This window comes from Kribbella sp. NPDC050470 (assembly GCF_044458365.1).
In the GTDB taxonomy this organism is placed as follows: Bacteria; Actinomycetota; Actinomycetes; order Propionibacteriales; family Kribbellaceae; genus Kribbella.
On sequence record NZ_JBITHV010000019.1, the window covers coordinates 23,062 to 45,939 of the forward strand.

The 22,878-nt window shown below is 69.4% G+C and carries 20 protein-coding genes; 12 read left to right on the top strand and 8 right to left on the bottom strand.

All coding sequences use genetic code 11. The features are described 5' to 3' along the window. Positions 1–41: 41 nt before the first annotated feature. Positions 42–860: a phosphatase PAP2 family protein gene (locus ACIBGM_RS42085; RefSeq protein ID WP_396388740.1), complete on the top strand. Its 819-nt coding sequence runs from the start codon at positions 42–44 to the stop codon at positions 858–860. Here ACIBGM_RS42085 and ACIBGM_RS42090 read toward each other — a convergent pair. Then, positions 803–2,962 (bottom strand): bifunctional SulP family inorganic anion transporter/carbonic anhydrase, encoded by a 2,160-nt coding sequence (locus tag ACIBGM_RS42090; protein ID WP_396388741.1) that lies wholly within the window; start codon positions 2,960–2,962, stop codon positions 803–805. The two genes, ACIBGM_RS42085 and ACIBGM_RS42090, sit on opposite strands and share 58 nt — an antisense overlap. Before the next feature lie 277 nt (positions 2,963–3,239). On the opposite strand from ACIBGM_RS42090, the gene ACIBGM_RS42095 reads away from it, so the two are divergent. Continuing rightward, positions 3,240–4,013 carry an SDR family oxidoreductase gene (locus tag ACIBGM_RS42095; RefSeq protein WP_360520708.1) on the top strand — a complete coding sequence of 258 codons (774 nt, stop codon included), beginning with the start codon at positions 3,240–3,242 and terminating at the stop codon, positions 4,011–4,013. Continuing rightward, on the top strand, positions 4,013–4,402 hold the full coding sequence (locus tag ACIBGM_RS42100) for a MerR family transcriptional regulator (RefSeq protein ID WP_360520711.1): 390 nt from the start codon (positions 4,013–4,015) through the stop codon (positions 4,400–4,402). The genes ACIBGM_RS42095 and ACIBGM_RS42100 overlap by 1 nt, the downstream gene beginning before the upstream one ends. Here ACIBGM_RS42100 and ACIBGM_RS42105 read toward each other — a convergent pair. From ACIBGM_RS42105 to ACIBGM_RS42115, 3 genes are all read right to left on the bottom strand, one after another. Continuing rightward, a complete protein-coding gene (locus ACIBGM_RS42105; protein ID WP_396388743.1) occupies positions 4,383–5,111 on the bottom strand; it encodes a DUF427 domain-containing protein in 729 nt (242 codons plus the stop codon). The genes ACIBGM_RS42100 and ACIBGM_RS42105 overlap by 20 nt on opposite strands. Before the next feature lie 64 nt (positions 5,112–5,175). Further along, positions 5,176–7,302: a fibronectin type III domain-containing protein gene (locus ACIBGM_RS42110; protein ID WP_396388744.1), complete on the bottom strand. Its 2,127-nt coding sequence runs from the start codon at positions 7,300–7,302 to the stop codon at positions 5,176–5,178. A gap of 152 nt (positions 7,303–7,454) precedes the next feature. Then, on the bottom strand, positions 7,455–8,972 hold the full coding sequence (locus tag ACIBGM_RS42115) for an MFS transporter (protein ID WP_360520720.1): 1,518 nt from the start codon (positions 8,970–8,972) through the stop codon (positions 7,455–7,457). Between the two features lie 123 nt (positions 8,973–9,095). Here ACIBGM_RS42115 and ACIBGM_RS42120 point away from each other — a divergent pair, with 123 nt between their 5' ends. Together ACIBGM_RS42120 and ACIBGM_RS42125 are read left to right on the top strand one after the other, a co-directional pair. Then, a complete protein-coding gene (locus ACIBGM_RS42120; RefSeq protein ID WP_360520723.1) occupies positions 9,096–9,968 on the top strand; it encodes a LysR substrate-binding domain-containing protein in 873 nt (290 codons plus the stop codon). Between the two features lie 46 nt (positions 9,969–10,014). Beyond that, positions 10,015–11,790 (top strand): thiamine pyrophosphate-requiring protein, encoded by a 1,776-nt coding sequence (locus tag ACIBGM_RS42125; RefSeq protein WP_360520725.1) that lies wholly within the window; start codon positions 10,015–10,017, stop codon positions 11,788–11,790. Here the strand turns inward: ACIBGM_RS42125 and ACIBGM_RS42130 are convergent. Then, a complete protein-coding gene (locus ACIBGM_RS42130) occupies positions 11,779–12,594 on the bottom strand; it encodes a UbiA family prenyltransferase (protein ID WP_360520728.1) in 816 nt (271 codons plus the stop codon). The two genes, ACIBGM_RS42125 and ACIBGM_RS42130, sit on opposite strands and share 12 nt — an antisense overlap. An 18-nt stretch (positions 12,595–12,612) precedes the next feature. On the opposite strand from ACIBGM_RS42130, the gene ACIBGM_RS42135 reads away from it, so the two are divergent. From ACIBGM_RS42135 to ACIBGM_RS42145, 3 genes are read left to right on the top strand one after another with little or no spacing between them, the layout of a single operon-like run. Beyond that, positions 12,613–13,662: a type III polyketide synthase gene (locus ACIBGM_RS42135; RefSeq protein ID WP_396388745.1), complete on the top strand. Its 1,050-nt coding sequence runs from the start codon at positions 12,613–12,615 to the stop codon at positions 13,660–13,662. Further along, a complete protein-coding gene (locus ACIBGM_RS42140; protein ID WP_360520734.1) occupies positions 13,659–14,168 on the top strand; it encodes an isoprenylcysteine carboxyl methyltransferase family protein in 510 nt (169 codons plus the stop codon). The genes ACIBGM_RS42135 and ACIBGM_RS42140 overlap by 4 nt, the downstream gene beginning before the upstream one ends. Further along, on the top strand, positions 14,165–15,178 hold the full coding sequence (locus tag ACIBGM_RS42145) for an NAD(P)/FAD-dependent oxidoreductase (protein ID WP_396388746.1): 1,014 nt from the start codon (positions 14,165–14,167) through the stop codon (positions 15,176–15,178). Before ACIBGM_RS42140 ends, ACIBGM_RS42145 begins: the two co-directional genes overlap by 4 nt. A gap of 284 nt (positions 15,179–15,462) precedes the next feature. Here ACIBGM_RS42145 and ACIBGM_RS42150 read toward each other — a convergent pair whose 3' ends face one another. Further along, positions 15,463–17,010 carry a helix-turn-helix domain-containing protein gene (locus ACIBGM_RS42150; RefSeq protein ID WP_360520740.1) on the bottom strand — a complete coding sequence of 516 codons (1,548 nt, stop codon included), beginning with the start codon at positions 17,008–17,010 and terminating at the stop codon, positions 15,463–15,465. 90 nt (positions 17,011–17,100) lie between these two features. Between ACIBGM_RS42150 and ACIBGM_RS42155 the strand changes: the two genes are divergently transcribed. The 3 genes from ACIBGM_RS42155 to ACIBGM_RS42165 all read left to right on the top strand — a co-directional run bounded on the left by ACIBGM_RS42155 (position 17,101) and on the right by ACIBGM_RS42165 (position 19,763). Continuing rightward, positions 17,101–18,366 (top strand): NAD(P)/FAD-dependent oxidoreductase, encoded by a 1,266-nt coding sequence (locus ACIBGM_RS42155; RefSeq protein ID WP_396388747.1) that lies wholly within the window; start codon positions 17,101–17,103, stop codon positions 18,364–18,366. 125 nt (positions 18,367–18,491) lie between these two features. After that, positions 18,492–18,893, top strand: a complete 402-nt coding sequence (locus ACIBGM_RS42160; RefSeq protein WP_360520746.1) for a VOC family protein — start codon at positions 18,492–18,494, stop codon at positions 18,891–18,893. Positions 18,894–18,959: 66 nt separating this feature from the next. Further along, entirely contained in the window at positions 18,960–19,763 is an 804-nt protein-coding gene (locus ACIBGM_RS42165; RefSeq protein ID WP_360520749.1) for a hypothetical protein, read from the top strand. Positions 19,764–19,796: 33 nt separating this feature from the next. Here ACIBGM_RS42165 and trxA read toward each other — a convergent pair whose 3' ends face one another. Together trxA and ACIBGM_RS42175 are read right to left on the bottom strand one after the other, a co-directional pair. Continuing rightward, positions 19,797–20,186 (bottom strand): thioredoxin, encoded by a 390-nt coding sequence (gene trxA / locus ACIBGM_RS42170; RefSeq protein WP_360520752.1) that lies wholly within the window; start codon positions 20,184–20,186, stop codon positions 19,797–19,799. Positions 20,187–20,330: 144 nt separating this feature from the next. Further along, a complete protein-coding gene (locus ACIBGM_RS42175; protein WP_360520754.1) occupies positions 20,331–21,206 on the bottom strand; it encodes an aldo/keto reductase in 876 nt (291 codons plus the stop codon). Between the two features lie 416 nt (positions 21,207–21,622). On the opposite strand from ACIBGM_RS42175, the gene ACIBGM_RS42180 reads away from it, so the two are divergent. Continuing rightward, on the top strand, positions 21,623–22,855 hold the full coding sequence (locus ACIBGM_RS42180) for a conjugal transfer protein (RefSeq protein ID WP_360520757.1): 1,233 nt from the start codon (positions 21,623–21,625) through the stop codon (positions 22,853–22,855). The last annotated feature ends 23 nt before the right edge of the window (positions 22,856–22,878 follow it).

Consider the following 22,878-nt stretch of genomic DNA (forward strand, 5'->3'; position numbering starts at 1 on the left):
ATGTTGCAATAGTTGAAGTGCGGGCTGAGAAGGGGGTTCTCGTGGCGCAGTTGACGCTGGAGCGGGTGGAGCAACCGGTCGTGGTGCGGCCGCGGACCGGTGGCGGACGGCGGATCGTCCGTGAGGTCGGGCTGCTCGCCGTCCTGTTCGGCGCCTACAACCTCGGCCGGTTCCTGTCCGCCGACCATGCGGGATCGGCGTACCGGCACGCCGACAAGCTGATCGGCTGGGAGGCCTGGCTGGGACTGCCGAGTGAGGCGACCGTCCAGCAGCAGGCGCTGCAAATCCCCGGACTGGCCGAGGCTGCGAACGTCTTCTACGCGAGCGTGCACTTCCCGCTGACCGCAGCGGTCCTGGCGTGGTTGATGATCCGGCGACCGGCCGAGTACGGCAAAGCTCGCTGGGCGCTCGCGGCACTGACCGGGCTGGCGCTGGTCGGGCACATGTTCTTCCCTCTGGCGCCGCCGCGGATGATGCCCGGCTGGGCGGACACCGGCGTCCTGCTCGGGCAGTCCGTCTACGGCCCGACCACCGACTCCGGGGTGGCGAACCAGTTCGCGGCGATGCCGAGCCTGCACGTCGGCTGGGCGTTCATGGTCGCGGTGTTCCTGATCCGGGCGACCCACTCGCGCTGGCGCTGGTTGTGGATGGCGCACCCGGTGCTGACGTTCGCCGTCGTCGTGGTGACGGCCAACCACTACTGGCTCGACGGGCTCGTCGCGATCGCGTTGGCCCTGCCGCTGCTGCTGGTCTTCGATGCGCGGCGGGTGCGCCGCCTGAAGAACGCACCCGCCGGGTTCGATCAGCGCTTGGACAAGGTGCCGGCGGTGGCCAGTTCCTCGTCGGCGCGGACCAGGTAGGGCTCGCGGTCCAGGACCAGCCGCGCCGCGGCCGCCCCGATGTCGAACCACAGCCCGATCAGCTCGAGCCGTCCTTCGGCCTCGGCCTTGCGAACACAGGAGAAGTTGCGCAGGTTCGCCAGCTGTACGCCGACGTTCGCGACGGACAGCTTGTCGGCCGGAGACAGTTTCACCCCCGTCGCCGGGTCGACGATGTCCGGTAGCCCGACGGCACGCCGTACCGACGGCTCCAGGTGGCGGAGCCAGTTCTGCAGGCCGGAACCGGCGGGGACGTTCGCCTCCAGCGCGGCCGCGGCCGCACCGCAGTGCGAGTGACCGCAGACCACGATCGACTGCACGCCGAGGACGTCGACGGCGTACTCGATCGCGGCGTCGACGGAGTTGCTGTTCGATCCCTTCGGCGGAACCAGGTTGCCGATGTTGCGGACGCAGAACTGGTCGCCGGGACCACTCGTGGTGATCATGTTCGGCAGGATCCGCGAGTCCGCGCAGGTGATGAACAGGTGCGCCGGCCGCTGTCCGTCGGCCGCCAGTTTCGGCCGGATCTCGTCGGCCGACGCCTCGAACGCGCGGACGCCGTCCAGCATCGAGACGCGCTGGTCGGGCTCGGGGATGACCTGGCGCTGCCAGGGCAGCAGCCGCCGGGCCGCGTCGGTGTGCAGCGCGGCGCGCAACGCGACCCGGTTGAGCTCGACCGAGCCGCCGCGCGCGAGGTGACCGCGCCGCCAGTCCTCGATCGCTTCGTACGCTGCGTGATCGAGGTGATCGACCTCGAGCTCGACTCGCACCTTGGTGCCGACGGGGATCGTCCGCAGCGTCCGGATCAGCGATGCGACGCCGAGGAAGACGAGGGAGCCGCGGATCCGCACGGTCCACAGTCCGTCCTGCTCGGTCGCAGTGACTGTCGCTCGACTGAGCCGGTAGAGCACGCGTGCGAGCGCGAGCACCAAGCCGAGCAGCACCCCCTCGGCCAGCCCGAGTACGGCGACTCCGGCAGCGGTCACGACGTACACGAGTAGCTCGTCATGCCGCCGCAAGGTGCGGATGTGAGCAAGCTGGACCAGACGCAACCCGGTGACGAGCAGTACGCCGGCGAGCGCGGCCATCGGGATGAGTTCGAGCATCGAGCCCGCGGCGAGCACGAATGCCGCGATCCAGATGCCGTGCATGATCGCCGACGCCCGGCTGCGCGCGCCGGCCGCGACGTTCGTGGAGCTGCGCACGATCACGCCGGTCACCGGCATGCCACCGAGTGCGCCGGACACCGCGTTCGCGGCGCCCTGGCCGATCAGCTCACGGTCCAGGTTGCTCCGCTTGCCGCGGTGAAGCTTGTCCACGGCAACGGCTGACAGCAGTGACTCCACGCTGGCGACCAGGGCCACGGTCAGCACCGCGGTGATGATCTCCATCGGGGTGCCGTTGGGCACCGCGGGCAGGATCAGCTCCTGCAGCGGCTGGTCCGGAAGGTTGACCCGGGCAACGTCTGCCATGAAGACGGCGGCCAGTGCCGTCACCGCCACGACGGCGACCAGAGGTGCCGGAATCGCTTTGACCTTGGGCAGTCTGGGCCAGGCCAGCAGGATGACGACGGTCAGCACACCGCCCAGCACCGAGTGCGGGTGGTGGGCCACGAGCTGGCCGGGCAGCGCCTCCAGGTTGGCGATCAACGAGCTCTGCGCCTGCCCGCCGAGCACCACGTGCAGCTGCTGGACGGCGATGGTGACGCCGATCCCCGCGAGCATGCCGTGCACAACGGCGGGTGAGAGTGAGAGGGCGAGCCGCCCGATCCGGGTGACGCCCAGCAGGATCTGCAACAGGCCGGCGGCGCAGGTGATGCCGGCCGTCGCGGCCCAGCCGAACTGGGCGACCAGGCCCGCGACGACAACGGTGAGGCCGGCGGCGGGACCGCTGACCTGCAACGGGGAGCCGCCGAGCGCGCCGGCGACCACGCCGCCGACCACCGCGGCCACCAGGCCGGCGATCAGCGGGGCGCCGGACGCGGCGGCGATCCCCAGGGAGAGTGGAACGGCGATCAGGAAGACCACCAGCGAGGCCGGCAGGTCATGGTGGAGAACGGACTGCCAGGTACTGCGTTCGGGCACAGGTGTCCGCTCGGAACCTGGCGGAGAATGGGAAGTGGACATGGTCGGCACGGGTCCCTCCGGCGTCGGGTGCTCGGCAAGCAGCTCTGGGCATCAGGCGTCGAAACAAAGAGTGTCGATCTGGTTACCCACTGTACTGGGCTGTTCAAGGCCGCAACAGCGACAATTCCAATTCGTTGCCGACGGCCCCGACGTCCGAAAGGTGACGATTGCTCATGGCATCCACGCTGCGCCGTAGACTTTCCGGGGCCAGTGAGGGACGAGAAGGAGTCAGCACGTGGATCTGCAACTGTCCGGCCGGACTGCGGTGGTCACCGGCGCCAGCAAGGGGATCGGGCTGGCGTGCGCGGAGGCGCTCGCGTGGGAGGGCGCGAAGGTGATCGGGATCTCCCGGGACGCGGGGAATCTCGCGAAGGCGCAGGCGGAGCTGGCGGCCAAGGGGCTGGCCTTCGACGTCGAGGCGGTCGACCTGACCGATGCCGACGCGACCAAGGCTGCGTTCGCGCGGATCGGCGTACCGGACATCCTGATCAACTGTGCGGGCGCCGCCCGCCGGACGCCGATCGACGAGCTGGACAGCAAGGCGCTGCACGCGGCCATGGAGGCGAAGTACTTCACGTACATGCACGCGACCGAGGCGGTCATCCGCGGGATGGCCGAGCGTGGCAGCGGCGCGGTCGTGAACGTGGTCGGCCAGGGCGGGCGCGCGGCGAACCCGCTGCACATCGGCGGCGGCGCGGCCAACGCGGCGCTGATGCTGGCGTCGGTCGGCTACGCCAAGGCGTACGCCGGTCAGGGCGTCCGGGTGAACGTGATCAACCCCGGCATGACCCGCACCGCCCGGGTGGACGAGGGCCTCGAGGCCGCGGTCCGCGCCAGCGGCCGGCCGAAGGACGAGTTGCTCGCGGAGATGGTCGCCGAGATCCCGATGGGCCGCGCCGGCGAACCCGCCGAGGTCGCCAACGTCGCCGTCTTCCTCGCCTCCCCGCTCGCCAGCTACGTCACCGGCGCCATCATCACCATGGACGGCGGCGTCACCTCGGCGATCTGATGTTCGGCATCGGAGACCTCGCGGGCCGGTTCGGGCTGGCCACCCATGTGCTCCGGCACTGGGAAGACGAAGGCCTGCTCACCCCGGCCGCGCGAGTCGGCGGCCAACGCCGGTACGACGAGTCGCACGTCGCCCGCGTGGTGATGATCCAGCGCGCCAAGGCCGCCGGGCTCAGCCTCGACCAGATCCGTCGCATGTTCGACGCCCCCGGCGGGTCCGAGCGCCGGGCGGTCCTCACCGAGCAGAACGCCGTACTCGACGAGCAGATCCGCCAGGCGCAGGAGTCCAAGCGCCTCATCGAGCACGCCCTCACCTGCGAGGCCCCCGACTTCACCGAGTGCCCCCACTTCCACCAGCTGATCGCGGAGCTCAGTCCGAGAACGGGGTGATCGGGCGGTCCCGGAGGGTGCCGTCGATGGTGGTGTCGACCTTCTCGTCGAAGAAGGCGATGTGGTTGGCGATCGGGAGCAGGGGCGCGGTGGGGAAGTCGTACGACCAGGCGAGGTCCTTGCGGTCGCCGACCGACCACCAGGCCGACGTCGTGCCCTTGTACGGGCAGGAGGTGACGGTGCTGCTCGGGGTGAGGTGCTCCAGGCGCACCGCCGTACGCGGGAAGTAGTAGCGCGGTGGCAGCCCGGTCTCGAAGACGATCACGGTCGACGCGGACTCCGCGAGGACGACGCCGTCGACCGCGACCTGGACGTGCCGGGTCGACTTGATCGCGTCGCAGCGTGCGTACGGATTGCGGGGGTGGACGAAGACCTCCTCGTCCTCCTCGAACCAGCTGTCCAGCGCGTCCCACTGGAACCGGACCCGGTCCTTCGCGACGCCGTCGTCGTACACCCAGGCCTTCCCCGTGCCCGCGGTGTGCACCCGCGCGACACCGTGCTCGAACGTCTTGGTCTCGCCGGTGTCGGTCAGCACCCCGTCGGCCACGTCCGCGACCGGCACGTAGTACTGCGGGTACGGCGGGAACTCCCACAGGTAGATCGCGTCCGACGTGTCCAGGACGACGCGGTCGCCGAGAGTCGCGCGGATCCGGCGGGGGACCGGCGCGGTCGAGCCGGGCGGGACGAGAGGTTCGGGATAGACGCTCATTCGTCCAGTAAAGGCACGGGGCCGGCCCAGGGGAAGGCCGGCCCCGCGATCTGTGGACAACCGGTCAGACGGTGATCCAGTCGATGTCGGCGATGTAGCCGCCCGGGTTGTGCACCTTGATCGAGTTGGCTCCGGCCTGGAGCTTCATCGGCAGGTAGGTGACCTGCGGTGTGCCCCAGTCGTTGTCGCCGAGGCCGTGGTAGTTCACCCAGTAGTCATCGGCGCCGTTGACGGTGAGCATGCTCTGCCGGCTGGTGTCGCCGTCGGTGTACGCGATCTTCACCAGGTAGGTCCCGGTGGCCGGCACCGTGATGTCGTTCAGCGTGACCGACGCGTCGTAGCCGATGTTGCCGATCTTCTGGCCGCCCGAGCACAGGTTGCAGCCGGAGATGCCCGCGTTCCCGGTCAGCGTGCTGGTCGACGCCTCGGCCTCGTACTTCACCGGTCCACCCGACTTCGAGGTGAACATGGTGACCGGCGCACTCGCTTCCGACGACCGGCCGCTCGACACGCCCTTCACGGTGAACGTGTACTGCGTCTGCGGCAGCAGCCCGGTCACGACCGCGCTCGTGCTCGAGCTGGTCGCCACCTGCTTGCCATTGGCAAACACCTTGTACGACGTCGCGCCGGTGCTCGGCTGCCAGCTCAACGCCACGGTGGTCCGGCTGACGTCGGTCGCGGTCAGGTCGGCCGGCTTGCTCGGCGACGCCTTCTTCTCCGGCGTGATCTTGTACAGCTTCGAGCCGTGCGCGGGCAGCTCCGCGCTGACCTGGCCGGAGACGCCGCGGGTGTTCTGGTCCGCCCAGACGTCGCGGACGGTGGCCTTGCCGGCGATGCCGAGCTGGTCGAAGTTCCCGGTCACCGTGGCCGGGGTCTCGGCCAGGTTGAACAGGCCGACCGTGACGCTGCCGTCGGCGTTGTCGGCGTACCAGACCTGCTGCAGCTGGTCCTGGTTCAGCGGGCGGGCCGGGTTGCCGGACTGGTTGATCGCGATGACCTCGCGGTTGGTCAGCAGCTTCAGGCCGTACGCGTCCAGCTTGGTCATGTCGTCACCGACGAACAGCGGCGCGGCGTTGATCGCCCAGAACGTCATGTAGCTCTGCCGCTCGGCCTCGTTGATGCCGTCCATCTCGCCGACGCCGACGTTGATCGCGTCCAGGTTGTTCCAGTGCCCCGGTCCGGCGTCGTCGATCCACTGCGGCAGGTCCCACCAGCGCTGTTTCACCGAGCCGTCCCAGCGGACGATCGTGTCGCAGTAGCACTCCACGTCGGTGTCGATCCGCCAGCCGTTCGAGTTCTGCTTCCACACGTCGGCGTACCGGTGGCTGAGCGACCACGACAGCGTGTACATCATCGGGCGGCCGGAGTTCTGCACGGCGCGCCACCAGGCCTCGACGTCCTCGGTGTTGTTGTGGTTGGGGTCGTCCGGGGCGCCCTTCCAGGAGCCTGGGCCGACGCCGTCCATCTTGATGAAGTCCACGCCCCAGCTGGCGAACAGGTTCGCGATCGAGTCCGCGTACTTCTGCGCGCACGGGCTCGCGTAGTTGATCTTGTACGCCTGGTCCCAGCCGTTCGTCGTTCGCAGGTCCGGGTAGACGATGTCGCGGGTGAAGCATCCGGGCGCGTCGTAGATCGGTGTGTTGCCGTCGCGGTAGACGTCGAAGCCGAGCCCGACCACGGTGTAGATGCCGAACTTCAGGCCGAGCCTGTGGAGGTCGTCGCCGACTGCCTTCATGCCGCGCGGGAACCGCGTCGGGTTCGCGGTCGGGCGGCCGTACTCGTCACCGCCGAGCTGCCAGCCGGCGTCGATGTTGATGTACTCGTAGCCGTACGGCTTGAGCTTGGTCGCCATCGCGTGGGCCTGGGTGAGGATGTTCTGCTCGGAGATGAAGCTGCCGGGGCCGTCCGGGTTCACGCCCGGGTAGTTGGTGGACTGCAGGCTCCAGCTGGACCAGCCCATGTACGGCTTGGCCGCAACCTGCGGGTACGTCGCCGGCGTCGCCTTGGCGCTCGTCGTCAGGTCGGGGACGCCTTGGAAGGCGGAGTCCGGCTCGACCAGCGCCGGCTTGGGGCCGGGCTGGTCGGCGGTGGGCGGGGCCGCGTCGGCCGGTGCGATCGCGGCGGCCGTCGACACCAGGGCGACGGAAGCCAGCACGGCCGCGGCGGTACGGCGTCTGGTCAGGTTCAGCACGATGTGATCCCTCGGGGGGAGGAGAGAGCGGACCTCGCCGAGCCTAGGTGTGCTTAATTTACGTCGTCAAGTATCCAGACCGCACACCTTGAGAAGCCACCGACCACAAAACGTGCCGAGAAATGGTTGGTGGGTTCTCAAGGTGCGGAGGGTCAGTGGTGTTGCGGGCGTCGGCGGGGGCGCATCGGGCGGGTGTGCGGGTCGATGCGCTGGTGCTGGCGGCGGCCCAGGGTGAACGGGCGCGAGGTACGCGTGATCCGCGGGCTGGCCGGGGCCGACAGCCGGATCTCGGTCTGCTCGAGGTTGACCCGGACCGGAGCCTGGTGCCAGGGCGAGCGGGTGCGGACCAGGACCAGCCGGAACCGGCCGTCGCGGCGGAGCCGCAGTGCGATCGCGATCGTCGCCGCGGCCGGGATCAGTCCGGACAGCAGCAGGCTGCTGCGCGCGCCCCAGGTCTGGGCGAGGAAACCGACCAGCGGACCGCCGATCGCGCCGCCGCCGATGAACACCAGGTTGTAGATCCCGGAGACCCGCCCGCGCAGCCCGTCGGGCGTGGTCAGCTGCACCATCGACTGCGCGGCGGTCAGGAACATCAGCGTCGCCATGCCCAGCGCGGCCAGCAGCGGGATGAAGGTCCACAGCGAGGGCTGGATCGCCGCCAGGATCTCCATCACGGCCAGGAAGGACGCGATACCGACCAGGTTCCGCAGCCGAGGCGTCCGGACCCGCCGTGCGGACAACAGTGCGCCGGTCAGTGCGCCGACCGCGACGACGGAGTTCAGTACGCCGTACCCGGTGGCGCCGATGTGGAAGACGCGGTCGGCGAACGCGGTCAGCGTCACCGGCAGGCTGATCGCGAACATGCCGTAGATCCCGACCAGCGCGATCGCCCAGCGGACGGCCGGCTCGTGGAACGCGTACCGCACGCCGTCCCTCAGCCCGTCCCGGATCCGCATCCCGGCACTCGCCTTGCGGGCCGCCTGCAGCCCGGGCATCTCGTGCTCACGCATCCGCAGCAGCGCGGAGATCGAGGCGAAGAACGTGATCGCGTTGATCGCGAAGGCCCAGCCGGCGCCGAGCGCGCCGAGCAGCACGCCGCCGAGCGCCGGGCCGACCATGCTGCCCAGCTGGAACGTCGACGAGACCATGCTGATCGCGTTCCGGACCCGCTCCTTGCCGACCAGTTCGGGGACGAAGGACTGCCGGGTCGGGTTGTCGACCGCGGTCGCGAGGCCCAGGAACAGCGCCATCAGGTAGACCTGCCAGACCTGGACCGAGCCGGTGAAGGCCAGGACGGCGAGGACGGCGGCCCCCGTGCCCATCGTCGTCTGGGTGACCAGCAGGACCTTCCGCTTCGGGAAGCGGTCCGCGATCACCCCGCCGTACAGGCCCAGCAGGAGGGTGGGGAGGAACTGCAGCGCGGTGGTGATGCCGACCGCGGTGGCGCTGCCGGTGATCGTGAGCACCAGCCAGTCCTGGGCGATGCGCTGAATCCAGCCGCCGGTCGAGCTGACCAGGAGTCCGCTGACCAGGAGGCGGAAGTTGCGGACCTCCAGGGCGCTGAACGTCTCCCGGAATCCGGGCCGGCGCCGCGGGTCGGTCGCGGTCTTGCTGTTGTGGGTGTGGAAGTCGGGGACGGATGGGACAGTACCGGTGGCCCGGGAGGTCAAGAGCGTTCCCTACGCGAGTGGACTGGTCAGGGGAGGACACGTCCATCCTCACGGTCGGTACTGAATTCTGATAGCGAATTACTCCTATTACTCTTATCGCGTCGCGTAATAGGAGGTCCATCGATGTACGACCCGGATCAGCTCCGCACGTTCCTGGCGGTCGCGCAGTCGCTCAGTTTCACCCAGGCCGCCGAGCGGCTGGGTATCCGGCAGCCGACGGTCAGCCAACACGTCCGCAAACTCGAGGTTGCGGTCGGGCGGCCGCTGTTCCTGCGCGACACCCGGACGGTCACACTGACCGCGGACGGCGAGGCGATGGCCGGGTTCGCCCGGACCATCCTGGCCGCGCACGAAGAGGCGGCCGGCTACTTCACCGGCTCGGACCTGCGCGGCCGGCTGCGGTTCGGCGTCACCGACGACCTGGCGCTCACCCCGCTGCCGCGGATCCTGCGCGACTTCCGGCAGCTGTACCCGCGGATCGACCTCGAGCTCACGGTTGCCCAGAGCCCCAACCTGCTCCGCCGGGTGGAGTCCGGCCACCTCGACCTCGCCTACGTCAAGCACAGCGTCGGCACCGGCTACGAGCCGAACGGCCGGCTGGTACGGCGGGACCCGCTGGTCTGGGCCGGGATCAACGGGACCCGGATCGCGCCCGACGGCCCGGTGCCGCTGGTCGCGTACCAGGCGCCCAGCCTGAGCCGCTCGCTCGGTGTCCAGACTCTGGAACAGGCCGGTCGCTCCTGCCGGATCACCTGCATCGTCCGCGGTGTGAACGGCGTCCTCGCGGCGGTCCGGGCCGGCCTCGGCATCGCGATCTTCGCCCGCTCGCTGATGCCCGCCGACCTGGTCGAACCGCCGCCGAGCGCCGGTCTCCCCGAGCTCCCGTCCATCGACCTGGTGCTGATCACCAACCCGCGCGCGTCGAAGGAGCCCGCCGAGGCGCTGACCGCCGCGATCCTCGGCAGCAACGCGCCACTCAAACCTGACGCCGCATAAAGGAGACGTCTACGGGCACCCGAGGGGTGACACCGAGGGAGGTCTCATGAAGACGGTTGGCGACTACCTGCTCGAGCGGCTCCGGGACTGGCAGGTGGACACCGTCTTCGGCTATCCGGGCGACGGCATCAACGGCATCCTCGCCGCCTGGACGCAGGCCGAGGAGGGTCCGCGCTTCATCCAGTCGCGGCACGAGGAGATGAGCGCCTTCCAGGCCGTCGGCTACGCCAAGTTCACCGGCCGGGTCGGCGTCTGCCTGGCCACCTCCGGCCCCGGCGCGATCCACCTCCTGAACGGTCTGTACGACGCCAAGCTCGACCACGTCCCCGTGGTCGCCATCGTGGGCCAGACGAGCCGGTCCGCGATGGGCGGTTCGTACCAGCAGGAGGTGGATCTGCACACCCTGTTCAAGGACGTCGCGAGCGAGTACGTCGAGACCGTCAACGTGCCCGAACAGCTGCCGAACGTCCTCGACCGGGCGATCCGGACCGCGCTGGCCCGGTCCGCCCCGACCGCGGTCATCGTGCCGTCCGATGTCCAGGAGCTGGAGTACACGCCGCCGGAGCACGCGTTCAAGATGGTGCCGTCGAGTCTTGGGTTCGCGGCCGCGGTGGAGGTGCCGGACGAGGGGGGTCTGCTGGCGGCGGCCGACGTACTGAACAGTGGGGAGAGGGTCGCGATCCTGGTCGGCCAGGGCGCCCGGGGTGCGCGGCGGGAGCTCGAGACGGTCGCCGAGCTGCTGAACGCGGGGGTGGCGAAGGCGCTGCTCGGCAAGGACGTGCTGAGCGACCATCTGCCGTACGTGACCGGGTCGATCGGGTTGCTGGGGACGCGGCCGAGCTGGGACCTCATGCAGGGCTGCGACACGCTGCTGACGGTCGGGTCGAGCTTCCCGTACTCGCAGTTCCTGCCCGACTTCGGCCAGGCGCGGGCGGTCCAGATCGATGCCGACCCGACCATGATCGGGATGCGGTACCCGTACGAGGTCAACCTGGTCGGCGACGCCGCGGCCACGTTGCGCGAGCTCACGCCGTACCTGCTGCAGAAGGAGGATCGGTCCTGGCGTTCCGGGATCGAGGACGGCGTGCAGCGGTGGTGGGAGGTGATGGCCGCGGCCGCGATGGTCGAGGCGGACCCGGTGAACCCGCAGCGGTTGTTCCGCGACTTCTCCGAGCGGTTGCCCGAGGACTGCATCGTGGTCGCGGACTCCGGCTCGGCGGCCGACTGGTACGCGCGGCAGCTGCGGTTCGACGAGACCACGCGCGGCTCGTTGTCCGGCACGCTGGCGACGATGGGCTCCGCGGTGCCGTACGCGATCGGCGCGAAGATCGCGCATCCCGGCAAGCCGGTGGTCGCGTTCTCCGGCGACGGCGCGATGCAGATGAACGGGCTGGCCGAGCTGATCACGATCAAGCGCTACTGGCAGGAGTGGAGCGATCCGCGGCTGGTGATCGCCGTACTGCACAACAACGACCTCAATCAGGTGACGTGGGAGATGCGGTCGCTGCAGGGCGCGCCGAAGTTCCCGGACTCGCAGACGCTGCCGTCCGTGGACTACGCGGCGTTCGCGCGGTCTGTGGGGCTGGCGGCGATGACGGTCCGGTCCAGCGCGGAGCTGGGTTCGGCCTGGGGTTCGGCCCTCGCGGCGGACCGGCCGACCGTGCTCGACGTGCACTGCGACCCCGACGTACCGCCGATTCCGCCGCACTCGAGCTGGGACCAGATCCAGAAGACCGCCAAGTCGCTGTGGCGCGGCGACGAGGACCGCTGGGGCGTGTTGAAGGAAGGCGTGAAGACCAAGTTCCAGGAGCTACGGCACTAGCGCGTCGCCCCGGATGACCAGCGCTGCCACGCTGACTGCGGCGACCGCGATGGTGACCAGGAACGGTGCGTTCTTCCAGACCAGGATCACGGCCAGCAGGACGGCGACCACGCCGAGCACGAGCCAGCCGATCACACCGGCCGGGCCGGGTGGGGCGAGGACCAGGAGGATCGTGGCCGCGGCCAACGGGACCGGGGCGAGCAGGCGGGCCGCGCTGCCGAGGCGTTGCGGCCAGCCGCGGACGCCGGTGGCGAGATCGTCGGCCAGATCGGGTACGACGTTTGCCAGATGGGCACCGACTCCGAGCAGGGCGGTGGCCGCGGTCGCCCACCAAGGCGCCCAGGTGCCCGTGGTGCCGAGCGTCACGAACGAGGGGAGTGCGCCGAACGCGACGGCGTACGGGAGCCAGGAGACGGCGGTCGACTTGAGGCCGAGGTTGTACGCCCAGGCGCAGGCGACGAAGAGCAGGTGCATCAGGCCGGCGGCGATCCCGTTGGCCAGTGAGACCGGGACAGTGACGACCAGCATGACTCCGGCGCCGATCGCGAGCGTGCGGCGACTCACCAGTCCACGTACCACAGGCTTGTCCTGCCGGTTCACAATGGTGTCGCGGGCGGCATCTATCGCGTCATTGCTCCAGCCGATCGAGAGGTGTCCGGTGAGGATCGTTGCGGCGACGAGGAGACACCCGGCCGGACTGCGCCCGGCCGACCAGGCCACGGCCGTGGTGAGCGCGGTGACGGCAGCAGTCGGGCCGGGGTGGCATGCGAGTGCCAGACCTCGCACCGTCGTCAGAACACTCACCGACGTAACGATGCCACGATGACGCGGATCGCAGCGGTCCGGCCCGCGTTGCCGCCGTACCGCTATCCGCAGTCTGCTCTCACCGACGCGTTCGCCTCGATCTGCCTGCCCGACGGCAGCGGTACGGCGTTGCTGCGGCGGCTGCATGCGAATGCGGGGGTGTCGTACCGGCATCTGGCGCTGCCGCTGGAGCAGTACGCCGTACTGAAGGACTTCGGTGAGGCCAACGACGCGTGGATCGCGGCAGCCGTGGACCTGGGGGCTGAGGCGGTTGCTGGGGCGGTGAAGGATGCGGGGCTGACGCTGGACGACGTCGATCTGCTGATGTTCACCACGGTGACCGGGGTGGCGGCGCCGTCGATCGACGCGCGGGTCGCGTTGCGGTTGGGGCTGCGGGAGGATCTGAAGCGGCTGCCGTTGTTCGGACTGGGGTGTGTGGGCGGGGCGGCGGGGATCGCTCGGGTGCATGACTACCTGAAGGCTTGGCCGACGCAGGTCGCCGTCCTGCTGTCCGTGGAGTTGTGCTCGTTGACGTTGCAGCGGGACGACTCGTCGTTGGCGAACCTCGTCGGCGGCGCGTTGTTCGGGGACGGTGCGGCGGCGGTGGTGATGACCGGTTCGGAGCACCCGCTGGCCTCGGGGCCCTCGGTGGTGGCGACGCGGAGCCGGCTGTACCCGAACTCCGAGCGGGTGATGGGGTGGGACGTCGGCTCGGGCGGGTTCCGGATCGTGCTCGGGGCGGATGTGCCGGACGTCGTACGGACCTATCTCGGTGGCGACGTGCGGGCGTTTCTGGCCGCGCACGGGCTGACGGTCCCGGACATCGGGACGTGGGTGAGTCATCCGGGTGGGCCGAAGGTGCTGGAGGCGGTCGCGGAGACGCTCGACCTACCGCCCGGGGCGCTGCAGCTGACCTGGGATTCGCTCGACGCAGTCGGCAACTTGTCGTCCTCGTCCGTGTTGCACGTGCTCGGTGAGACCCTCCGACGAGATCCTGTCGGCATGGGACTGCTACTGGCCATGGGCCCCGGCTTCTGCTCCGAGCTCGTCCTCCTGGAGTGGCCGTGAGTTGGTACGTCGTTCTCGTCGTCCTGGTCGGGTTCGAACGGGTCGCCGAGCTGGTGGTTTCGCTGCGGAACGCGCGATGGAGTTTCGCGCAGGGTGGCGTCGAGTCGGGGCGTGGGCACTACCCGTTCATGGTCGTGCTGCACACCGGGTTGCTGGTGGGGTGTCTGGTCGAGGCGGCCTATCGGCCGTTCATCCCGTGGCTCGGGTGGACGATGTTCGCGGTGGTGCTGCTGTCGCAGGGGTTGCGATGGTGGTGCATCGCGGTGCTTGGGAAGCAGTGGAACACGCGGGTGATCGTCGTACCAGGGCTGCAGCTGGTTGCACGTGGCCCCTATCGATGGATGCGGCACCCGAACTACGTCGCCGTGGTTGCCGAGGGCATCGCGCTGCCGCTGGTCCACACGGCGTGGGTGACGGCGGTGGTCTTCACGGTGCTGAACATCCCGTTGCTGGCGGTCCGGATCCGGACCGAGGAGGCGGCCCTGGACGCCGCCCTGCACAAGTGATCGACCTCCTGGTCGCCGGCTCCGGCCCCGCCGGTGCTGCCACCGCCATCCGCGCCGCCCTGGCCGGCCTCTCGGTGGTGGTCGTCGAGCCGCGCTCAGCCCCGATCGACAAGGCTTGCGGAGAAGGCATCGCGCACAGTGCCGTGGAGTACTTGGGCCGTCTCGGGGTATCGCTCGACGGCCGCCCGTTCTACGGCATCCGCTACCTCGACGCGGGGCATCAGGTCGATGCTCGCTTCACCACCGGACCAGGCCTGGGCGTCCGCCGCACCACGCTCCACCAAGCCTTGGCGGATCGCCTGACCTCGTTGCGCGTGCCGATTGTCGAGTCCCGCGTCGCTGCTATCACGCAGAACACCACCTCGGTAACGGCAGCAGGCATCACAGCTCGCTACCTGGCCGCCGCCGACGGCCTGCACTCAGGCATCCGCCGCCAGCTAGGTCTGGCCGGTGCACCCGGCGCCACCCGCCGCGGCCTGCGCCGGCACTTCCACGTAGCTCCATGGACCGATCTGGTCGAGGTGTACTGGTCCGGGCTGGGCGAGGCCTACGTGACTCCGGTTGCCGACGACCTGGTCGGCGTGGCCATCCTCACCTCCGAGCGTGGCACGTTCGACTCGCACCTCGACGCGTTCCCGGCCCTGAAGCGCCGCCTGCGCGGGGCCTGCCCCGCGAACGCCGTGATGGGGGCCGGTCCACTCCGCCAGCGAGTGCGGGCACGGGTGGCTGGGCGGGTGCTGCTGGTCGGCGACGCGGCCGGGTACGTCGACGCACTGACCGGCGAGGGCATCGCCGTTGCACTACGTACGTCGGCCGAGCTGGTGGACTGTGTCCTGAAGGATCGGCCGTCGGACTACGAGGCCGCCTGGCGGCGAGTGTCCTGGGAGTGCCGGCTGCTCACCGGCTCGTTGCTCTGGGCCCGCAACAGGTCGTTGCTCGCGCCCCGCATCGTGCCGGCGGCCACGCTGCTCCCCGGCGTCTACTCGCACATCGTCAACCGCTTGTCCTGAGCAAGGATTTCGCTGTGTCCTTCTCCTGGGGCCCGGCGATCGCTCAGACAATCGCCGGGCCCGGAGAAGCCCGAGCTTCCTGGTGAAAAGCTCGGACCGGCCGGTCCAGCCTCCTGGTGAAAGGCTGGAACGGTGCCCCAGCTTCCTGGTGAAAAGCTGGGACAGTCCTTGGGGGTGGTGCTCGGTGTTCCTGAGGAAGACTTAATCAGTCGGATGTTGCCCAACAGTTGCCGGAATATGAAGCCTTGTTACGTAGGGTTGTGGCGTACATCTCAGTGCCCGTCTTAGTGTTCGGTGCGCACCGCGGCGATCTGCAGCTGGAGCGCGAGGCGTTCGCGCGGACTCGACAGATCCAGCTCTGCGATCTCGCCGATCCGTTTCATCCGGTGCCGCAACGTGTTCGTGTGCAGATGCAGTTCCCGCGCCGCGCGCTGCGGCTGACCCGGGTACTCCAGCCACGCCTGCAGCGTTTCGACGAACCCGGTGTCGTGCTCGATGTCGTGCCGCAGCAGCGTCGCGAGCGGTCCGTCCAGCTTGCTGGTGTCGAGCGAGGTGACTGCCCGGTGAACAGTCAGCACGTGCCACGCCTGCTCCACCGGCAAGGCGGGTCCTGGTGCAGCGCCCCGCCGTACCAGGCCTAGCAGCTCGACCGCCTGGGCACGTGAGCTCGGCAGGTCTGCCGGACCGCGTGCCTGCCCACCTGCCGCCGCGATGGTGCCTGGCGCTGTCTTGGCCTGCTCAGTGACGAGCTTGCTCAACCAGCTCCACGAGCCGGGCCCGTCCGTGTCGGTGACGACTGCCAGGACCGTGCCGTCGAGGTCTGCGAGCTGCGGCTCGCTCCACCCGTGTCTGCGACCGGTCGACTCCCACAGGTCGAGCTGCTGCGGTACGTCGTACCCGTCTGGCGAGCCAAGGGCGACAACACGCCATGGCTGCGGTGGGAGCCGTACGTCGATCGGGTTGTCGGGGGAGAACTGCCTAAGGATCGTCCGCAACCTGTCGATCGCACTCCGCCGCGCCACGTCGGCCTGCGCGCGCAGCCGCAGCAGATGCAGCGCCAGCACCGACGCAGCGTTGCTCAGCTCGGCCGTCACCTCGTCACTCACAGGCCCGTCGACCACAGCCCAGATAGACCCCAGCCACTCACCACCAGCCCGCACAGGTACGACGAGACGCGGCCGAATCCCGTTGGGTCCGTCAGGGACCAGGAACGGCTCGCTGGAACGTGCAAGCCGACGGAAGATGCCACGGGCCCGGAAGTGCGCGATCACCTCGGGCGGTACGCGACGGCCGACGATGGTGGAGACGCGGGTCGGGTCGGTGAAGTCCTGGCCGGAGGAGTACGCCAGCACTCGCGACTGGTTGTCCTCGATCGTGACGGGCGCGTCCACGATCGCAGCGGCGGCGTCGGCGAGTGCAAACAGCTCCTGGTGCACGCCGGCGTCTCCGGCGGCAGGGGAGTCGGGTGCTGCGGCCCTGTCGATCACACCGCGTAGCAGCCAGACCACGTGCGCCCAGGTGACGCTCGGCTGCAGTGCTACGAGGGTGAGCAGCCACCGCTCGGCTGCCGCGACCACGGTGGGGTCGTGGGCGAGCGTCGTACGCAGAACGACGCCTGAGGCGCTGCTGGCAGCGCAGCGCTCGACCAGCTCGACCGCATCCTCTGCGTCGCGGAGGCCCAGGCCAAGCACGAGGTCACCGGGCTGGCCGGTCGCGGGCTCCTGGGGGTCGGCGAGGAAGACGTCGCGGACCTCGCCGTCGCCCTTGCCGGTCACCACCACCTCGAACAGGGCAGGGCCGACGGCGACGATCAGGTCAGGCGCGGTGATCATGGAGTTATTGTGCTCTGAGCACAGTCATTTGTCTCTTCAGTGGTGTGATCGCACCATGACAGCGGTGCGCGGCGGCCGCACCATCGATACATGGTCGCTGTTGGTTCCACACACATCGTTCCCGATCGCGTCGCTGTCGTCGGCGCGGGCATGGTCGGACTCGCCACCGCCTGGTTCCTCCAGGAGGCCGGCGTCGAGGTCACCGTGCTCGACCGCGAAGGCGTCGCCGCGGGCGCGTCCTGGGGCAACGCCGGCTGGCTGACGCCCGGCCTGGCCACCCCGCTGCCGGAACCGGCAGTCCTCAAGTACGGCGTCCGCGCGGTGCTGAGCCCGTCCTCACCGGTGTACGTTCCACCGACCGCGAGCCCGCGGCTACTCAAGTTCCTCACCGGCTTCGCTCGCAACAGCACCGCCGGACGCTGGAAGACCGCGATGGAGTCGCTGGTCCCGATCAACCGGCAGGCCCTGCCCGCGTTCGACTTCCTGGCCAAGGCCGGCGTCGAGGCGCAGACCTACGAGGCCAAGTCGTTCCTGGCCGCGTACCGCACCGAGGCCGAGCGCAGCGTGCTGCTCGAGGAGATCGAGCACATCCACGCGGCCGGCCAGGGCATCGAGTTCGAGGCGATCAGCGGTGACGACGCCCGTGAGATCGAGCCTTCGCTGTCGGACGAGATCGGGGCCGCGATCCGGTTGCACGGACAGCGGTTCATCAACCCGGGCGACTACGTGAAACTGCTGGCCGAGTCGGTCACCGCCCGTGGCGGGCAGATCATCAGCGGGGTCGACGTGCTGGACATCGTCGACGAGATCCGGGGGGTCCGCCTGGTCACCGGCGACGGTGAGACCGACCCGTTCGACGCCGTGGTGATGGCGACCGGCGCGTGGCTCGGGGACCTGTCCCGGCAGTTCGGGGTGAAGACCGTCGTACAGGCCGGGCGTGGGTACAGCTTCAGCGTGCCGATCGAGCACGTGCCGGCCGGCCCGGTCTACTTCCCGGCGCAGCGGATCGCCTGCACACCGCTCGGCGACCGGCTGCGGGTCGCCGGGATGATGGAGTTCCGCAAGCCCGACGCGAAGCTCGACCCGCGCCGGATCGACGCGATCGTCGAGGCGGCCCGGCCACTGCTGCGGGACGCCGACCTGGACGCGCGCACCGACGAGTGGGTCGGACCGCGGCCCTGCACCCCGGACGGCCTCCCGCTGATCGGCGCGACCGCGTCGCCGCGGGTGTTCGCCGCCGGCGGTCACGGCATGTGGGGCATCACGCTCGGCCCCATCACCGGACAGTTGCTGGCCGAGACCATCACCACCGGCCGCACCCCCAGCGAGTTGGCTCCGTTCGACCCGCTCCGCTGACGACAACGGGATGGACCCCGGAGCGGGCCCTGGCGATAGATCTCCTGCCCAGGGCCCGCTCCCGTCGTTTTGTCGGCGGTGGGTGACATCGTGGTCCTCCTCGACCTTACGAGGAGGACTTCTTCATGGTGCTGCGCTGGTACACCCTCGTCATCGACTGCCACGACGTGCGCAAGCAGGCCGCCTGGTGGGCCGAAGCGCTCGGCTGGAGGACGATCTACGAGACCGACGAGGAGTGCGTGAACATCCCCGGCTGGGTCGACGAGCAGGCCGTGCGCGACACCCCCTGGGAGCGGATCGGTCCCGGCATGACCTTCGTCCCCGTCCCCGAGGGCAAGGCCCTCAAGAACCGCCTCCACCTGGACCTCGCCCCGCACACCACCCAGGACCGCGACGCCGAGATCGCCCGCCTGGAGGGCCTGGGCGCGCGCCGCGCTGACGTCGGCCAACCCGAGGATGCCTCCTTCACGGTCCTCGCCGACCCCGAAGGCAACGAATTCTGCATCCTGAGCTCTCGCGCCACCTGACCGTTGCCGAACGTCGAGACTGAGCGCACCATCGGTCTCAACCTCAACAGTCAGGAGGCCGGGGGGATGCCAAACACGTACGACGGCCCGCCGACCGCGGCTCGCAACGCTCCACCGCAGTTCCAGCAGCGGGCTCCGATCGAGCGGCAGCGGAAGAGCAGTTGGCTCGATCAAGCACCGAGGACGCTGGATGTCGTCGCTCGGGCGGCTTGTCTGCTGGCGGGGGCGGCCTTGCTGGTCACGAGCATCGTCGCGCTCTTCGCGGACGTCGATCAGACGAGCCTGTTCGCCGTACTCGTCGCGGGTCTGCTGTTGCTGATCATGCCGACGATCGCCGATCGGATCCGGAAGCTCAGGCTCGGCCGGTTCGAGGTGCAGCTGGTCCGCCAGATCGCCGCGAGCGCCCGGGGCGCGGCCCAGACGCTGCAGCGGCTCGGCCTCGGCCGCGAGCTCGACGCCTACGCCACCGTGTACACCGAGTTGCGCGGACCGGAGCTCTCGGACGTCCGGGGGATGGTCCTCGACCGGATCGTCGACCGCGTGGCGGGCGCCGCCCGGGTCGAGAAGTTCGACAAGGACGAGGTCAGAACGATGTTCACCGAAGGCACGCCGGTCATGCGCGTGCTGGCGCTCGGCCTGATGGAGGGCGATCCGTCCTTGGTGGACGCTGCGGTGCTGCACGAGGCGGTGAGCCGATCCTCGAGCGCGAACGAGCAGTACCACGCGCTGAGGCTGGTCCGGGACCAGTGGAGCCGGTTGACGCCGCCCGAACGCTCCAACCTGCGGTCAGCGATCGAGGCGAGTTCTCAGATCGAGCCCGGAACGGCCCGGCACCGGCTGGCAGACGAAATCCGGATGCTCACCGTGTGAGCACCCGGATTCGTTCGACAGTGCTGTGTGCTGTCAGTGGCTGTGCGGCTCGCTGCCGTGCTCGGCCTCGTGGGCGGCGATCTGGGCGCGGACCTCTTCCATGTCGACCGCGCGGAGCTGGCCGATCAGATCCTCGAGGGCGGCGGCCGGGAGCGCGCCGGGCTGCGAGTACAGGACGACGCCGTCACGGACTGCCATCAGCGTCGGGATCGAGCGGATCTGGAACGCCTGGGCGAGCTCGACCTGCGCCTCGGTGTCGACCTTGCCGAACGTGATGTCCGAGTGCGTCTCGGACGACTTCTCGTACACCGGTCCGAACATCTTGCACGGGCCGCACCAATCGGCCCAGAAGTCCACCAGCACGAGGCCCTCGCCACTGACGACCTCGTTGAAGTTCTCCTGGGACAGCTCGACCGTTGCCACTACGACCTCCGAAGTTAGACGAATACAGCCTCTACAACACCAGGCCGGCCGCCGGTGTTCCCGTCCGGCTCGCGGGTCCGGCGTACAAGCGCTTGACCCTGACCGGAATGCGGATCGGCGAGTGTGACCTGGCACACGTCGAGGTCAGATCGGCATGTCCACGAAGGGTGACGAGTAGTCCTGCACCTCGTCGAGGATCGACGCGGCGTCCTCCGCACTGATGTCGGCCCGCTCCCGCTCGGCGATCACCATCTGCTGCAGCAACCGGGTCTCGCCGGCAGTGGCCAGGCCGGTGATCTCCGGGTGCCCATTGAGCAGCCACGCGGTCGCGGCCGTGATGTAGCGCTGCTCGTCGAACGGCCGGTACCAGGTGTCGTACGACTTCTCCTCGCCGTCCCGCCAGTTGCGCCGGGCAATCATCTTGATCGTCATCAGGGCCGCATCGGAAGCCTTCACCGTGTCCACGAGGGCCGCATAGTCGGCGGCGTACTGCGGATCCGTCGACAGCCGGTAGTTCAGCGGCGTCAGCACACTGTCGAAGTCGAAGCGGCGCAGGCCCTCGGTGTGCACGGCCGGCGCCTGCGCGGTGTGGCCGGTGATCCCGATCGCCCGGACCAGTCCTTCTTCCTTGGCGCGGACGGCTGCTTCGAGCGATCCGCCTTTGCCGGTGACGAGATCGAGGTTCTCCAGGTCGCACACGGCGTGCATCTGGATCAGATCGACATGGTCGGTCTGGAGCCGCTCGAGGGACCGGTTGATTTCGGACCAGGCCTCCTCGTAAGTCCGGCGGCCGGTCTTGGTCGCGAGGAAGATCCGGTCCCGGATCTCCGGCATCCGCGGACCGAGCCGGATCTCCGCGTCGCCGTAGTCGGCGGCGACGTCGAAGTGGTTGATGCCGGCGTCCAGGGCCTCCTGGATCGAGGCGTCGGCCCGATCCTGGTCGACCCCGCCGAGCGACGCGGCGCCGTAGATCAGTACCGAGCTCTCGTGGCCGAGTCTGCCCAGTCGGCGAGTTTCCATCCTGGTCCTCCAGGGGGTAGCAGGGTTACTGCGACCCTATGCCCGCCCCGGCGGGTTGACCCCTCGCCACGGGAGAGTTTTCCACAGGCTGGACGTATCGATCAGTTACTATGCGTGACTAGTTGATGCGCTCTTTACCATGTTGTTCGCACGGATCTTCGAACCTGTCCGCGGTGTGTGGCATGGTGTGCGCTGCCTGATCGACTTGATCGGGCATGAGAGAGGAGCTATGACGACCGTACCGAAGGTGTCACCCTTGCCCATTGAGGGTGACACTTCCCGCGAGCGGGGTAACAGTATGGCTGCGGGGAGCGATGGAGCATCCGGATCCTGGTCTCAGGCCTCCCGGAGGGCAGTTGCTTGCCGTATTGTCCCGGCTACTGTCCGCGTAACTGCTGTCTGAGGGGCGGGTAGCGATGAGTTGGTGGCGAACGTTGCTGAATCTGCCGCCAAAAGGTGAGCACTGGTCGGACCAGCGCCGCACAAAGAAGCCGGGCAAAGGACGCCCGTCGAACACCGCACCGGAGTGGTGGGACCACCCGGATGGCCCGGTGTCACCCACTCCTCGCCAGGCACAGGGCGTAGCCGCGCAGTACTCGGCTCCACAGCCGCACCCGCCGACCGGCGGAGTGATGGCTCCGCCTCGTCGTCCGTCCGCTCGTACGCCGGACAGCGCGCACCGCACACCCGAACGTCTGAAACAGCGCTCACCTCACGGTACGCACCCCGCACCCGGTCCGGTCCGGGAGCCGCTCGATCACGGACAGCCGCCGTGGTCGACGGAGCCCGAGTCGTCGTTCTCCACCTGGGCCCGGCGGTTCTTCCGCGGCCTGGTGGTCGTCGTGCTGCTGCTCGCCGCGATCAGCGGCATCCGCTCCTGGGTCGCGCCGAACCGCGCCCCGGAGACGGTCGTCAGCAACCAGAACAGCTTCCCGGTCGACGAGGCCCGTGCGGTCGCGACCAGGTACGCCGTTTCCTACCTGAACTGGGACGAGGCGAACCCGGACGCCCGGCCCAACCTGATCACCCTCGACCTGGCGGCCGGCCTGGACAGCCGGGCCGGGTGGAACGGCCGCGGGAAGCAGACCGCCGACACGGCGTACCCGGGAGAGGTGAAGGTCGACTCCGCCGGCGTCACCGCGGTGGTCGACGTACGTGTAGAGGTTCGGTCGTTCACCAAGCGCGGGCAGGCCTGGGTTGCCGGTCCGTACTCGTGGGAGCGGCTGTCCGTACCGGTCGCCCGGACGGCGTCGCGGGTGGTGGCCAGCGGGCCGCCGACGTTCGTGCCGGACGAGCGGGCCGCGCTGCCGGAGAACATGCCGGAGGCCGGCATCGCGGACGACGAGCTGACCGCGGCGACACTGAAGGACGCGGAGGCGTTCTTCAGCGCGTACGCGGAGTCCGACAACAAGGTATCGGCAGTGACCGCGCCGGGCTCGACCATCCGCAGTCTGAACGGCTCGGTGAAGTTGGCCGAGCTGAAGGACTGGCAGGTCTACACCGGCAACGACGACGAGCGGCGGGCGACCGCCGCCGTCACCTGGGACGGGGCGGGGGAGACCACCCTGGACCAGACGTACACGCTCACGCTGCGGCGGACAGTCGCCACGGACGGAGCACAGCGATGGCAAGTGGCTGCCGTCGGATGACACCAGCAACCCGCCGTCGGATG